Raw genomic sequence first — 15,039 nt, 5'->3', positions numbered from 1 at the left:
GGCTCGGAATTGAGATATTCATTTGATCTCAAAAGCATCTCAATTAAAAATAAAATCTTTGCGACCATCATTATTATTGTGGGGATTCTCATCACCGTCATTGCTTACGTCTCGAATAGCTTTTCTCAAAAAGCAATCATTGATAAAGCGATGAATAATTCGTTGCGAGAGCTCGTTCTCATTAACAATAACATCGAAACCTTAATTACGTATGTCGAGGATTACTCCAAAATGCTGGCGACAGATTTTCGGTTACAGGAGGTGTTATACAATGACATGGCCATGGAGAAGTCGGAGGGTGGACTGGAGAGCTTAATGATGAGCAAGAGAATCTCGGAGATCATCAGCAACTTTGTGGAGCCGAATACGATTGTTAAAGCTGCCAGTGTCTTATCCTCCCGGATGCAGTGGGCAGATGTCGGATACGGGGATAATCAGTATGCGACACAATTATTCGGCCCTCAACCGACGGCCATGGAACTCGCAAATAACAATCAAACGATCTGGACGGGACTGGTTCCCTTCAGATTTCGGTATGATACAACAGAGAGCAATGTCTTTGCAGTGTCAAAAGCAGTGGTGCACAAAGAATTGGGTCAAACCATTGGGATGGTCGCACTGTATATTAAAGAATCGGTCATTGCAGCCATTTATGAAAACAGCTTAAACTACCAGGGAGGGGAATTCTATGTCTTGGATGATACAAATCGTATCATTTCATCCCGAAACAAGTCGCTACTGTATCAAAATTTCACGAAGATGACCTCGATTTCGCTTCCCAATCCGGATGAGGGGGAATTGGGATTCATCCTCGGCAAGGGGCAGAACAAGCTGCTTGTATCTACGCAGCGGTTTGAACCGCTCAGTTGGACGATCATCAGTGTGATCCCACTTGAAGTCATCACGGCAGAGAACAAGGAAATTAATCGCTTTATTATCCGTACCGGGATTTTGTGTCTCATTGTTGCACTGGGGATTTCGTTCTTTCTGTCCCGTTCGATTACGAAGCCGTTGCTCATCCTGGCCAGCACCATGAGAAAAATAAGAAACGGTCAAATGAATGTGCGAAGCGCATATAAATCTACGGATGAAATCGGACATTTAAGTGACGGCTTCAATAGCTTGATGGATCGCATCGAAGCGCTTGTGGCCAAGATTGCCGAGGAGGAACGCACAAAGGGCGAAATCGAGTTCAAGCTCCTTCAATCGCAGGTCAAACCTCATTTTTTATACAACACGGTCGAAACCATCATATCGTTAATTAAGCTGAATATGAAAACAGAAGCTATTGCAGTAGCAAAGTATATGGCCGATTTTTACAATATTTCATTAAGCAGAGGAAATGATGTGATTTCCATACGGGAGGAAATTAAATTAACCGAAAGCTATCTGGAAATTCAGAAGCTTCGCTATGTGGAGTATATGGACTATAGCATGACTATCGATGAAGAGATTATGCGCTATGCTACTCCGAAGCTGATGCTCCAGCCACTGGTCGAGAACGCCATTTATCACGGACTCAAGTGGAAAAAGGAAAAAGGCTTTTTGCAAATCGTTGGTTACCTGCAGAACAATCAGATCATCATTGAGGTGCTGGATAACGGGGTAGGGATGAACAGCCAGCAAATTGAGCAACTACTGGAACCTACGGTTGAAGATAAGAAAAATGCAAGCTTCGGTGCCCGGAGTGTGAACCGTCGCATTAAGATGCTGTATGGGGACCTCTATGGACTGGAGGTCGAGAGCGTCTCCGGTTCCTACACCAAAGTCATCATTCGTCTTCCGCTCATCGAGCTATAGAAGAAAGGGGCAGGGTCATGTATACCGTGTTGATTGTCGATGATGAATATTACTTCAGACAGGCTCTCAAAGTTTCATTGCCTTGGGCGGAGTTGGGGCTTCAACTCATCGGGGAAGCGAAAAATGGCGAGGATGCCTTGGAGCTCATGAGAAATCTGCATCCGGATATTATCATGGTCGACATTAATATGCCGATCATGGACGGGTTAACGTTTATTGCGAAGGCAAGGTCAGAGGGCTTTCATAGCAAATTTATTGTGCTGACGGGTCATAGCGAGTTCACTTATGCGAAGCATGCGATTCAACTTGGTGTCTCCAATTATGTGTTGAAGCCGATTGATGCAGAAGAAATTCAAAGCTCTTTAAATGAAATGAAGCAGCTCATCAACCATGAGAGACATGCAAAATTAGAGCTCGATGATTTAAAAAAGCAGGCGGTGGAAAAAGCATCCTTGCAGAGAACGCAGGCCTTGAATGATTGGCTGCTGGGTAACCTGGACCCTGAGCATCAGGATGAGCTTCTGCTCAGCTTGGGAATTGATACGCAATCCACGAGCTATCGGACAGCGGTTATTGAATTAGCGGGGAGTGAAAGAGACTCGCCATCGGGCTTACAGGATAAAGCAGCGATGAGGAGAAGTCTTCCTTCTCTAGTACACCAGCTCATAGATCCTACACTTGCGTACGAAGGCTTCTTTAATGAAAAGGGCCAATTTGCCCTCATCTTTGGTGTGAAGGACAAGAACATGGACGACATTGGCGGGCTATGTCAATCCATTGGTGCAAGGATGGCAGAAGACAATGGATGGGCTTATACGATTGGACTGGGGAATGGACATGATGGCATGGAAGCCGTCTCAGACTCATACAAGGAGGCGCTCTATGCCCTGAAGCATCGCTATCTGCTGGGGGGCAATCGCGTGATTGAGTATTCCCATATTACGCGTTCCGTCATGAGGGTGAATTTGTATTCTATGGATAAGCGAAGCAGCTTGTTGAAGAGTATGCGGACAGGTAATGCCCTGGAGGTAGAGGCATGGCTGAGTGAGTTTTTTGATCATGCCCGTTTACAGCATGCCTCTTTAGACATGCTGCTTGTGGCCGGCTTTGAAATTTATTCTACTTGTTTGGAATTCTTGGAGGAGACCTCTCAGGATATCCATGAGATCGTCCAGAGTCAGTCAGAGCCTGATCTGTTCGGGCTTATCGAACGAATGGATTCCTTGGGTGAGTTTGAAGATTGGATACGGAGTCTGATCAGCAAAATGATAGTCCATGTTCATGCAAAAAAAACCAGTCGTTCCGCGGTCATTGTGGAGGAGGTCAAGTCCTACATTACCACCCATTATCGCAATGAAGAATTGAAGATTGAGGACATTGCCAGAGGCGTCCATATGAACTATACCCATCTGTGCTATGTGTTCAAGAAAGAAACCTCCACCACCATCAACGATTATCTAACGCAAATTAGAATGCAAAAGGCGAAGGAGCTTTTCGATCAGGGCTATATTATCGTTCAGGACGTCGCGAGCAGGGTGGGGTATTCCGATGCCAATTATTTTGGGAAGTGTTATAAAAAGTACTCGGGGATTACGCCCAGTAAGTATATCAGCAACATCAATAAAGGATGAGATTCTTCAATCATAGTGGACGGAAGCCATCCTCTTCGTCTGTTAGAGCTGGCCGTGTTGGAGCCTCTAGCAGACGTTTTTTGTTGCTCGTACCTAACTGCCGACAATATTCCTTCTCCCCCTAGAATCGTCTCTGTTAAAGGCCATGGCGGCTCGCTACAATAAATCTTGTAGATGGTAACGCTTTCTTCAGATGGCAATCATCCTACAAAAATAACGGGAGGTCAGAACCTTGAAATCAAACACGAGACTGTTTTTAACGGCTTTTCTTGCCTGCACCATGATGACAGCAGCAGCTTGTTCATCGACCAATGCACCTTCACCTTCACCATCGCCGTCTCCTTCGACAGGCACGACAGAGCAGACGAATAGCGGGAACACGAAGGAAGAGAAAATTAAACTTCGTGTCATGACCCTCACGACAGATGAAAACCGCAATAACATTATGGATCAGTTTATTAAGCCCAATCTGGCCGAGGCGTTTCCTAACCTGGAGGTTGAATTCGAGCCAGGCGGCGGTGGCGAGGATATGGCCAATAAGATCAAAACCTATAATGCCTCCGGCGATATGCCCGATGTCTTCTGGAATGATGCAGGCTTTTTTACTTCCTTGAATCAGGCAGGCAATATTATGGATTTGAAGCCTCATATTACCGAAAGCGGTTTTCTCAATAAATACAAAGTACCTGAAGCCTTGGAACATTTCGACGGAAAGATTTATAGCATTGCCTCTGGCGCGGATACGTATTTCACACCGGTTATTTTCTATCACAAAGATCTGTTCGAGCAAGCAGGCGCGGAAGTGCCCCAGACCTTCGATGAGCTGATCGAGGTGTCGAAGAAACTGAAGGACAATGGAATTGTTCCGGTCGCTACCCCGGGCAAGGATGGTTGGGCACCGAAGCTGTTCATGCTTCAGCAGATGGTTCAGATCGAAGATCCCGAGGCCATGAGCAAGCTGGTCACCAATGAGACAGACTTTAATGATCCAGCTGTTGTGGCAGGGGTTGAACGGATGGAACGACTGGTCAAGGAAGGCGTCTTCGCAGACGGCATTGCCAATCTGGATTATGGCCCGGCGATGGAAATGTTTACGTCCAAGCGTTCCGCCATGCTGTGGATGTTCACCTGGGAATTGCCGAATATGGCAAAAATCGAAGGGGTGGATTTCTTCCCATTCCCTAGTGCAGGTCCAGCCTATGATCAGAACAAAGTCGTACAATTCTGGGGTTCGCCATTGAACGGCTATGCCGTCAGTGCCAAGACAGCTCATCCGGATGAGGCGGTCCAACTGGCCGAGTTCCTGGCGATGCAGGATGCGTTATATTTTGAATCGGTAGGTTCGGCCATTGCGTTGGAGACTGGCAACACGGCATCGGATCTGGATCCGTTAATGGAGAAGTTCTTGACATGGTACAACGGGGCGGAAGTGATGATTCCTTCGATGGCTCTCAATTCTCTCGATGCCCGGATGTCCTCCGAGATGTCCACGCAAGGTGCTAGATTGCTGACAGGCGAATATCCGGCTGCTGATTTCATCAAAGTGATGAATCAGGAGTGGGAAGCCAATACATGGTTTGATTAAGAAATCATTTGTTATGCAATAGAGAAAAGGTCATCCCGCCGGACGGACGTCTGGCGGGCCCATGGCTGCGATTGAACTACGGATAGTGGAGCGTGAATTATGAACAAGTATTTCAGCACCAGACTGTCGATAACCGTCTTTGCTGCTCCCGCTTTAATTTTATTTACCCTATTCTGTGTCTACCCGCTGCTGCCGCAATTATGGATGAGCTTCCACAACCATAATGGCTTTCAGAACCTGGGGTTTGTGGGTCTTAATAATTATTGGAGCGTGATGCAGCAATCCTCGTTCTGGGTTGCGCACAAGAATACGTACTTAATCGTCGGGATGTCTCTCTTGATCGGGCTGCCGCTTTCCATGATACTGGCCCTGTTCATCGATTCCCAGACCCCGAGATTACGGAGGTTTTTCAAGACGGCTGCGATGTTTCCGGCGATTCTCTCCGTCATTGTCATCTCCCAAATCTGGGTGGCCTTCTACGAGCCCAACTGGGGCTTGTTCAATACCATATTGAGGGCGGTAGGATTAGATAATCTGACCCGTTCCTGGCTCACCAACTCGAATACGGTCATGGTGAGCATCGGTTTAACCTTCCTGTGGCAGTACATCGGCTTGAACGCCATCTTGTTGTATACAGGCATCAAAACAATTCCCAAAAACTATTATGAAGCGGCTTTGATCGATGGCGCCACGCCCTTTCAAGTCAGTACACGCATAACGATTCCCTTGCTGCAGGACGTCATCAAATATGTCCTCATTCTCTCGACTTTAGGCTCAATGGCCTTCTACGCCCATGTGCGGGTTATGACGGCCGGGGGTCCGGGTGATTTATCAAGAACCGTGATTTATCAGATGTATTACACGGCTTTTGATACCTCGCAATTTGGTAAGGGAACAGCCATTGCGGTCATTTTTGTTGTGCAATGTCTGCTCATTTCCTTCCTGATTCAACGCTTCGTCGCCCGAGAAAAAGTAGAGTTTTAGGAGGCATGAGATCGTGAAAGCAAGCTATGTGTTACGCGTCTTTTGGATTGTCATGGGCTGCACCTTTCTTTTCCCGTTTTACTGGATGATCTCGACCTCCTTGAAGTCCAGGTCGGAAGCCTATGAGAACCAGTTCGGCTTGCCCAGCACCTGGGAATGGCAGAACTACTCCGAGGTGTTATCCAAATATGATTTTCTGCTGTATTTCAAGAACAGCCTAATCTATACAGGCGGGACCATCGCTATTACCCTGCTCGTGGGGACGATGCTTGCTTACTGCCTGAGCCGTATGTCCTGGAAATGGAACGGGATGATGCTGTTCTACGTCTCGTTGGGACTGATTGTACCGATTGAAGTCGTCGTTATTCCGTTGTTTCAATTGGTGAAGTCGCTCCACATCAATGACACGCACTTTGCGCTGATTCTGCCGTATACGGGCTTCTCTCTGGCAGCTTGCGTGCTTATGCTCTATGCCTTCCTACGTTCACTGCCCAAGGAGCTGGAGGAGGCGGCCTGTATCGATGGCACGAACGTGTATCAGGCGTTCTTCCGCATCATCTTGCCGATCGTCATGCCGGCGCTCATGACCCAGACCGTCCTCATCTTCATGCGGGTCTGGAACGAATTCCCGTTAGCGTTTATTCTCGGCGCGCGCGACCAATTCCGTCCGCTGACCGTAGGCTTGCACAGCTTCTTCGTCAGTGTCGGCGTGTCCCACTGGGGGCTGATCGGAGCCGCCATGCTCATGACAAGCCTGCCGACAATGATGATCTATATGATCGGCAACGAGAAGATCGAGAACGCCCTGACAGCCGGCGCCATTCTCAAATAACGCGAGATGACACTCGATTGTGGAGGTGATTGAGTATGTAAAGCAGCGCGCTTGTGAAAGCGCTTAAAATTTGAAATTTGATTCATTGAAGAAAAATGGCCGAAGAGGCACGGAATCGAATCTGGTCAACGCTTTCTGAAAGAAAGCGACTTCGGGAGCAAACGCTGCGGAGCGTTCGCCTTTGTCCTCGGATTTCATCCGCTAAAGCGGTTAGAAAATCAAGAAATCTGAGGACAACAGCGATCGTAAGATCGATCCGGGACTTTAGGCTACCTTTTCAACAGTTTAAGATTTTCACCTTATCTAGGGAGGTTATTAGAACGTGAGGAAAAGAGCATTTATCTGGATGATGAGTTTGATGCTGGTCTTCTCCATGCTACCCTTGTCCGCAGCAGCAGCTTCTGCAGATAGTTCGCCTAGTCATACGACGACCAGCAACACGGTAAGTAAAACCATTTATGTGGCGACAACGGGCAATGATGCCACAGGCGACGGAACACAAGCCAAGCCTTACAAAACAATAGCCAAAGCAAAAGAAGTTGTGAGAACGCTACCAAAAACGGGCGGAGATATCGTCGTGCAAATAGCGGACGGCTTTTATTCGCTTGATGAAACGCTGGTTTTCACCAAGGAGGATTCCGGCAGCGCCAGCAGCACGATTCGCTATGAAGCTGCTCCGGGAGCGAAGCCTGTCATCAGCGCCGGAGAGATGCTGGAAAAGGGCGTCTGGACCGAGGCGGAGGGACTTACCCAGACGGGTGGCTTAAAGGCGTATAAAACGACCCTGAACCGGAACGACAAGCTGCGCTCGATCTATGTGAACGACAAGATCGCCAACATGACGCTGAGTGCCCCGGTCGTTGCGGCCAACCGAACAGTCAATGGAACGCCTACCGTCAGCTTCACTGCTGCGGATAACGAGTGGGCCTGGCGGGACGGCAACAATATCCGGGCAGGAATCGTATTCGATGCCAGCGTAGGACTGAAGGCAGACACGAAGAACCCCCAGAATATCGAAGCCGAAAGCGTGGGCGGCTCTACCGCCAGATGGGCAAGGCCGTTTGTCACGTTTGCGTCGATTGAACAGGCGCCTGAAGCCAGCGGTAAGCCCGGTGGCGTCATGCTCCGCTTCCAAATGCCATATGGAGCCATCTCGCAATCGTTGAGCAATAATACGCAATACAATCCAGGCAACAACCAAGTCATCCGTAACGCATTCGAGTTCTTCAATAAACGCGGAGACTTCTATTTTGACCAGAAAGAGAGCACGCTGTACTACATTCCGCTGGAAGGCGAAGACATCAATAAAGCGGACGTCGTCATTCCGAAGCTGGAGACGGTTCTCGACCTGAGAGGAATTCCGGTAGGGGATCGCCTAGCCCCAATTGCTGGCTCGGACGATGGACGTGTGAAGCACATTACGTTCAAAGGGCTGAAGCTGGCTCATACCGATTACAAATTGTTCGAGCTGACAGGTACCTATACCCTCAGCGACGGATCAGGAAAAGTAACGACCAGCTCCCGTGGTTACGCGTCCGTTCAGGGCTCGATCGTGAACACGGTCTATTTTCCAAGCAGCATCAACTGGCATGAGACGTTCTACCGGGGCTATGATATCCCGCCAGCAGCGGTCATGATCAACGGGGCAAGGAACATCAAGGTGCTGGACGGCGAGATCATGCTGACCGGATTCAATGGGATTCATATCGAAAATGATGTCAAGGACATTGAAGTGACAGGCAACTATATCGCCGACACGCTCGCATCGGGTATTGTCATTGGTCATCCGCATCATATCTATGAGAATGATAAACCGGAGGTCCATGAATCCAGGGTTTCCTCAGGCGGCACGCCAATCCGGAACTGGGCAGGCGTGGACAAGGAGAAGTTCAAGTCGGGTACAGAAGCTGTGCCAGAGAACATCTATATTACAAACAACTTCTTGTTCAGGAACTGTTACGGATTCCCGGGTGCCAACTCGCTTGCATCATTCTACACCACGAATATGCAGGTGCTGCACAACTACTTCTATGACTCCACTTATGGTGCGATGAGCATCGGCTGGGGCTGGGATGAGTACGACGGGTTCGGCTTTACGGCCCAGGGCACCAACAAGACGGGTGGTCCTTACCATGGTACGCATGAGACGAGTCTGGCCAGATCCCCGGAGATTACAACCACGTCCCGGAATAACAAAATCAGCTACAATCGTGTAGAGGAAATCTGTACGGTCGTCAATGATTCCGGCGCCATTTATTCGCTGGGACGGCAGGGCGATCCCGGTACACTGCCGAATGGCGGCACCTGGGACACCATTAATACTCTGACCAACAATCCTGTTACCGACAAGAGCAGCAACTGGCATCCAGACAACTGGACGAACTACACCGAGATGAACTACAACTTTCTGGATCCGAATCCAACAGGCAAGCCGACAACCTCCAATAACTGGACCAACGGATTCCATCCGGACGAAGGCAGTACGTTCATTAAAATGATCGGAAATGTTGTGCAGTCCAAGCTGTCGCATGCGCCAGGACAAAGCCGTCTGTATGAGTTCAATAACTGGAAGCGCAAAAGTGATATGATTGCCACCCACGGCTACGTGGACGGCAACAACAACCAGAATGGCGCGCCAAGAATTACATTTGACAATTATAAGAGCGAAGCCCGCATCTGGCCTCTTAAAGGCAATGAAATTGTCTTGAATTCCGGTCTGAACAATGAATATACCCATATGATTCCAAGAACCCTGATTGCCGATACCGAGTTCGAGCTGGCGTCCAATGTCATCATGGGTACCGGTGAATTACTGCAGCGCAGAGGTCTGTTGAAAGCACAAGACACGGTTTGGCTCGCCCCGGCGAACACAACATCCTTTGCTGAAAGCAATCGTATGACGAAAGCAGCCGGCAATGCAAAAACCATCAAAGCTCCAACTGCCGCAGGGGAATACAAGCTCTATATCGTCTATGCCGACGGTAGAGCAACAGCAACATCCAAGCATACGGCATACGTCGACCAGAGCGCGTCTGCCATCAACGTAGAAGACGGGCAGAGCTACGAGGTTTCATCGGTGCGCCCTCTTGAACTGACCTTGAGCGGAGACTACACGTATACGCTTAATGGCAATCGCGTGGTGAGCGGGCACAAGATTGCCACCGAAGGCAACTGGACATTGGTCGTCAGCACACCAGCCAATTCGAACGAAATGACCATCAACTTCACCACTACTGTATCAGTAGCAAACAAGCTGCTTCCGGCTGATGTGAATGTAGCACCGGGCGGGAAAGTGAGATTTGCTATGGATCTGGATGATGCTACGAAAAAAATATGGATTTCCTCGTCGAGCGGTGGACATTTCGATGGCGGCGATGATGAGTCGGTGGCCTCGGGTGACGCAATCGGGATGAATGCGCCGATGGTGCCAGGTCCTTACGTTATCTATGTCCTGGCTGAGGACGGCGAAGTCTTGAGTCAATCGCATACTCGAGTTGTCGTAAGTGATACGAAACTTGCTGATATTCCTAGGAATGGTCTTGATTTATGGTTGAAGGCCGACGAGGGCGTGGAGCGAGACGGCGGTGGTAACGTGACCGGCTGGACCAATATGGGCAGCGTCCCAGCCAAGCTCGCCCCGGCCAACGTTCCGGGCAGCGGCGGAGATGGTCTGGGAACACCAACAGGCAACCCGACCGTGAAGAAGGATGGTTACGATTATGTGGAGTTTGCTGCAAACTCCAGACCGCTCAAAGCGGCAGACTTTAAAAACTATAACGGCAGTACACAGATGACAATCTACACGCTGGTTAGACCTACAACTACAGCCAACAACTCCAGTGACCAAAATGGTCTCGTGTATTTTGGCATGAATGAAGCTTACCAAACCTGGGCCGCCAACGACGGCTGGAGCGGGATCAACCTCGGGGTAGGTACAAACCGGGTGAACATCCGTTTTGGTAACGCGGATGGCAGTGTATCGGGCGGTGGGCAACAAATTACAACCACAGCCACGGACGGTCTGGTTAGCGTTCGCGCGCAGCTGGACGGAGCTAATCGGGCTGTTTACGTCAATAACAACGTGATCGGCACCCCTGGTACCAACGCCAAAGCGCTTGCGGGGAACCGATCTGATCTTGCGGTAGGTTATACGATGTCTTCAGGGACCCCCTTCCGTTTCCTTGGAAGAGTCTCGCAAATTCTTATCTACGACAGGGTTTTGTCAGCAGACGAAATTACAAAAGTAGAAGCTTACTTCAATGAGGTTAAAGCCGGCCGTGGCGGATCGGCAAACCCTGTTGGACCTGTGGCGACGGACAAAACACTTCTGAACGATTTGATCGAGGCCGTCAGTAACCTGGACAACACATTGTATACACCTGATTCCTGGAACACATTTGCAGGTGCCTTAAGTGATGCGAAGACGGCCGCCTCGAATGCGGAGATCGGTCAAGACGCAGCGGACCAATCCTATTATGCGCTGCGTGGCGCGTTCAGCGCGCTGCAACTCAAGCAAGACCAAGACCAAGAGAACGCAGAGCTGAGTGGACCGTCGACTGTTATCGCAGGACATCCTGTTCATCTGTCCGTTGGTATCGATAATCTGGTATCGGGCATCGATGCCTTCTCCGTCGAAGTCAATTACGATCCGGCAAAAATCATGTACCAGACCGTAACCGATGACAGTGGCATCATTAGTCTGGCGGAAGGCGCCATAACCAATGTTCAAAAAGATCTGAACATCCTTGCAACAGCTGTTAAGCCACAAGCAGGGAAGATCCTAATCATCGCTTCAACCAAAGGCAGTCTGTATCAAGACAGTGGCGAACTGTTCGTGCTGAACGGCAGCGCAGTGAGCAGTGCAGCAGGCAGTACGCGTGTGTCCCTGTCGGACTTCGTGGTAACTGCTCAAGCAGATGCCCGCAACCTGAATACGGAGTATGCGATTGTAGATATGCAGGTCAGATTGTCCGATGGCTCCGCGCTTAATGCCGTTATTGAACAGGCACAGGGATTGCTGAGTACATCGACAGAAGGAACGCAGCCTGGACAATATCCGGCGGGCTCCAAAGCCGTGTTGCAAGCTGCTGTTCAATCAGCAATCCATGTCCGCGATAACCTGAATGCTACAGAGGCTGACATCGCACAGGCGATTACAGCACTGAATCAAGCGATCTCGGTATTCCGGAGCGGTGTCATAGCTGATCCGTCTATCGATAAATCGGAATTGATCAAGGCCATTGAAGCCGCCAAATCGAAGCTGGACAGTGTAGTGGAGGGCAACAAAGTGGGGCAGTATTCCACCACTTCGGTTCAGGCGCTGAGAGCAGCAGTCCAGCGGGCCGAGGCTGTGAGGAATGATGGCTCTGCTTCACAGGCTACAGTAAATCAAGCGATTACGTCGCTCAATGAAGCCGTCAAAGCTTTTGCTTCCGGCATCATTACTCTGGTACCTGGTCAAACTGCTGTAACCATCCTTGACCTGTCGTACCTGGCCAAATACTATGGAACGAAATCAACGGATCCGAATTGGGTCCATGTGGAGAAGGCCGATCTCTTCGGCAGTGGAGAAATCACCATTCGTGAATTGTCAGCAGTTGCCCGAATGATTGTTGAAAACTGGTTGGCAGAGTAAGAGGGACCAGACGGAGGCCGGCGTGATGCCGACCTCCGTTTCTCCAACTATACTAAAAAAGGATGGATCCGATGATGAGACGCAACATTGTACTTCTATGTCTGGCTTTGATGTTATCGATAACTACCTTGCCTTATACGACGTTTGCTCAGGATGTCTCCTTTTCCTTGACCGTTGACAATGACCGCCCTGCCATTGGAGAGACGATCCAGGTTACCGTGACTGGCGATCACTTGACCGATGTGTACGGCTATGAGATAAATCTGGCGTTTGATACGAGCCGTCTGCGCTATGTGACAGCGGTAAGCTCCTTGCAGGGCTTCTCCGTGCCCCTTGCACCCAAAGGGGGATCACTCATCTTTGCCCATACCAAAGTTGGCAAGGTAGCCGGTGAAAACGGAAAGGTCATTCTGGCGACCCTTACGTTTGAAGCGATTGGGACGAGCAAGGAGCCGACAACCATCGGACTTACTAGTGTGAAGCTCGTGAAGAGCGATTTGACCGCAGCCAATCTTGTGACGAATGTGAACCTGAACGTGATGCTGGCCGGGGAGTCCCTGGTCACATTTAATGATCTGGAGGGGCACTGGGCACAACAAGACATCGAGCGGGCCACCGGACTTGGCTTCGTGAACGGCTATCCCGACGGTTCCTTCCGCCCGCAAAGTAATGTAACGAGAGCGGAGTTTGCCGTCATGATTGCCCGGGCAATGGAGCTTACACCCAACGGCGGTGCAGCGGTTGAATTTGCGGATCGGGATGTCATTCCAGATTGGGCCAGTCCGTCGATTGCGGAAGCTCAATTGGTAGGTGTCATTACGGGGTACGAGGACGGCACCTTCCGTCCGCACAGTCTGATTAACCGGACGGAAATGGTCGCCATGGTGATGCGGGCACTTGGCCATACGCCGGACGCTGGATTGAAGCCAGCATTTGCCGATACGGACAGCATTCCAGCCTGGGCTCAGCCATACGTGGCGCTAGCAGCCGAAGCAGGTCTGGTCAACGGAAGAGGCAACAATCAATTCGTGCCTGCGGCGAACACGACCCGCGCAGAAGCGGTTGTGTTGATTTTGAGAATGGTTGAATCGCAATAAATATGTTGCCGGTCAGTCACTGAAGTAGGAGTGGAGGGAAGAGGGAGGCTGGAGAAGCAGAGCGTTCGCCTTTGCACCCGGATTTCATCCGCTAAAAGCGGTATGAACAAGAAATCTGGGTACAACAGCGATCGGAAGCCCCCTTTTCCCGCAGCGGCCACGCCATAGTTGACTGTAGCTACTCAATAATTGGACGTATAATTCCGATACGTTTTTCCTCTCCACAAAGTCACTAGAGCAATGAGCAAGCCAATAATTGAGAAGTACAAAATGATCGACTGAATATCGAAGCCTCGGGATACGAGCAACGTGACACCGGCGTAGGCCAGCGGATCGAAGCCGTTCATGGCCAAGAAGACAATACTCATGACTCTGCCCATAATGCGCGGGTCTGTATCTTCCTGGGCGGAGGTGAAGAACGGGATGGAGACAAAGGTCATGGTAAATCCAATTAGGAACGCCAACGAGGTCAGAATATACAGATTCGGAATCTGACTGAAGGCTATCGCTACCAGTAAGGTAGCAATTAAGCCTACAATCGAGGTTAATCCCCTGCGGCGTATTTTGACGATCCCGATAATTGCCGTGCTCACTAGCATTCCAACTCCTAAGGCTGCATCAATGTAGCTGAGGTTAATCGGGGTTCCTCCGTAGGTTTCCACCAGAATCGGGATGGCTATGGAAATCGCCCCGAAGGCAAAGAAGTTTAAGGTGATGAGAATGAGAATGCCTGTCATTAAGAATTTGCTTGCCTTTACATAAGAGAAGCCTTCCACGAAATCTCTAAGCGGGGTTTGTTTGATGGTATTGTCCACGGGACCTTCTTTTAAGAAGGGCGGGAACATGAAAAAAGCAGATAATAGCACAATAATGGCTGCGATCATGTAACCTGACGTAACGCCACCGAATTCCATCACACTGCCTGCGATCATGGGTCCAATCACAAAACCAATCTGTCCCAGGCCCTGAATGACGGCATTGGCTTGTTTGATTTGTTCTTTGGGTACCATCTTAGGGATGAGCGAGGTCCCGGCAGGTCCTGAGAAAGCATCCAATGTCCCGAAACAAAATCCCAAGACGATCAGATAACCAAAGGTGAGTTGGTCATTGCTGTTCAACAAAAAAATGATGACGAGCAAGATGCCTTGAATGGAGCTTGTACTAAACATAATGGTTGTTTTTTTGAATTTATCTGCAAGCACGCCGCCAAATGCCATCATGAGAATACGGGGAACAGTGATAGCAATGAGGATGATCCCCAGTGAACGAGCAGAGCCCAGATCCGAAATGACAAACCAGGTCGTAGTCATAAAAAACATGGTGAACCCGATAATGGCCAGGAAACTACCTAGAAATAGAAAGAGAAACGGGCGATTTTTAAATAAGGATACGTGTGTTGGTTGATCCATATACAGCTTCCTCCCAGATGTAGTATAGAACTCATGATAGATTGTGACGTAACGTCGTAAGCAAGC

Annotated in this window: 9 protein-coding genes and 1 pseudogene; 8 read left to right on the top strand and 2 right to left on the bottom strand. The window is 49.5% G+C overall.

The genetic code is table 11. The features are described from left to right. Positions 1-9 precede the first annotated feature (9 nt). The 3 genes and pseudogenes from F556_RS0129300 to F556_RS39310 all read left to right on the top strand — a co-directional run bounded on the left by F556_RS0129300 (position 10) and on the right by F556_RS39310 (position 3,431). Positions 10-1,800, top strand: coding sequence for a sensor histidine kinase (locus tag F556_RS0129300; RefSeq protein ID WP_020620567.1), 1,791 nt, complete (start codon positions 10-12; stop codon positions 1,798-1,800). A gap of 17 nt (positions 1,801-1,817) precedes the next feature. Next, positions 1,818-2,681, top strand: a pseudogene (locus F556_RS39315) (response regulator); the annotation flags it as partial. Between the two features lie 207 nt (positions 2,682-2,888). Continuing rightward, positions 2,889-3,431, top strand: coding sequence for a helix-turn-helix transcriptional regulator (locus F556_RS39310; RefSeq protein WP_425414023.1), 543 nt, complete (start codon positions 2,889-2,891; stop codon positions 3,429-3,431). 189 nt (positions 3,432-3,620) lie between these two features. Here the strand turns inward: F556_RS39310 and F556_RS38950 are convergent, their stop codons facing one another. Next, positions 3,621-3,842 (bottom strand): hypothetical protein, encoded by a 222-nt coding sequence (locus F556_RS38950; RefSeq protein ID WP_020620565.1) that lies wholly within the window; start codon positions 3,840-3,842, stop codon positions 3,621-3,623. Here F556_RS38950 and F556_RS0129290 point away from each other — a divergent pair. The 5 genes from F556_RS0129290 to F556_RS0129270 all read left to right on the top strand — a co-directional run bounded on the left by F556_RS0129290 (position 3,841) and on the right by F556_RS0129270 (position 13,564). Next, complete coding sequence (locus F556_RS0129290; RefSeq protein WP_020620564.1) at positions 3,841-5,016, top strand: ABC transporter substrate-binding protein; 1,176 nt, start codon at positions 3,841-3,843, stop codon at positions 5,014-5,016. The two genes, F556_RS38950 and F556_RS0129290, sit on opposite strands and share 2 nt — an antisense overlap. 99 nt (positions 5,017-5,115) lie before the next feature. Continuing rightward, on the top strand, positions 5,116-6,000 hold the full coding sequence (locus F556_RS0129285; protein ID WP_020620563.1) for a carbohydrate ABC transporter permease: 885 nt from the start codon (positions 5,116-5,118) through the stop codon (positions 5,998-6,000). Positions 6,001-6,013: 13 nt separating this feature from the next. Further along, on the top strand, positions 6,014-6,832 hold the full coding sequence (locus F556_RS0129280) for a carbohydrate ABC transporter permease (RefSeq protein ID WP_020620562.1): 819 nt from the start codon (positions 6,014-6,016) through the stop codon (positions 6,830-6,832). 322 nt (positions 6,833-7,154) lie between these two features. Beyond that, positions 7,155-12,467 (top strand): cohesin domain-containing protein, encoded by a 5,313-nt coding sequence (locus F556_RS0129275; RefSeq protein WP_245583156.1) that lies wholly within the window; start codon positions 7,155-7,157, stop codon positions 12,465-12,467. Between the two features lie 71 nt (positions 12,468-12,538). After that, on the top strand, positions 12,539-13,564 hold the full coding sequence (locus tag F556_RS0129270) for an S-layer homology domain-containing protein (RefSeq protein WP_020620560.1): 1,026 nt from the start codon (positions 12,539-12,541) through the stop codon (positions 13,562-13,564). A 182-nt stretch (positions 13,565-13,746) separates the two neighbouring features. On the opposite strand, the gene F556_RS0129265 is transcribed toward F556_RS0129270, so the two are convergent. Continuing rightward, a complete protein-coding gene (locus tag F556_RS0129265; RefSeq protein ID WP_020620559.1) occupies positions 13,747-14,973 on the bottom strand; it encodes an MFS transporter in 1,227 nt (408 codons plus the stop codon). Between the last annotated feature and the right edge of the window lie 66 nt (positions 14,974-15,039).

The organism is Paenibacillus daejeonensis DSM 15491 (genome assembly GCF_000378385.1).
Taxonomy (GTDB): domain Bacteria; phylum Bacillota; class Bacilli; order Paenibacillales; family Paenibacillaceae; genus Paenibacillus_D; species Paenibacillus_D daejeonensis.
Note: the sequence above shows the minus strand (reverse complement) of the source record. Positions and strands in the feature narration are given on the sequence as shown.

What these genes read in the sequence shown, in the direction of transcription:
- F556_RS39310 (WP_425414023.1), top strand. Translation starts at nt 2,889, where the DNA reads ATGCTGCTTGTGGCCGGCTTTGAAATTTATTCTACTTGTTTGGAATTC.
- F556_RS0129270 (WP_020620560.1), top strand. Translation starts at nt 12,539, where the DNA reads ATGATGAGACGCAACATTGTACTTCTATGTCTGGCTTTGATGTTATCG.
- F556_RS0129290 (WP_020620564.1), top strand. Translation starts at nt 3,841, where the DNA reads ATGACCCTCACGACAGATGAAAACCGCAATAACATTATGGATCAGTTT.
- F556_RS0129285 (WP_020620563.1), top strand. Translation starts at nt 5,116, where the DNA reads ATGAACAAGTATTTCAGCACCAGACTGTCGATAACCGTCTTTGCTGCT.
- F556_RS38950 (WP_020620565.1), bottom strand. Translation starts at nt 3,842, where the DNA reads ATGACACGAAGTTTAATTTTCTCTTCCTTCGTGTTCCCGCTATTCGTC.
- F556_RS0129265 (WP_020620559.1), bottom strand. Translation starts at nt 14,973, where the DNA reads ATGGATCAACCAACACACGTATCCTTATTTAAAAATCGCCCGTTTCTC.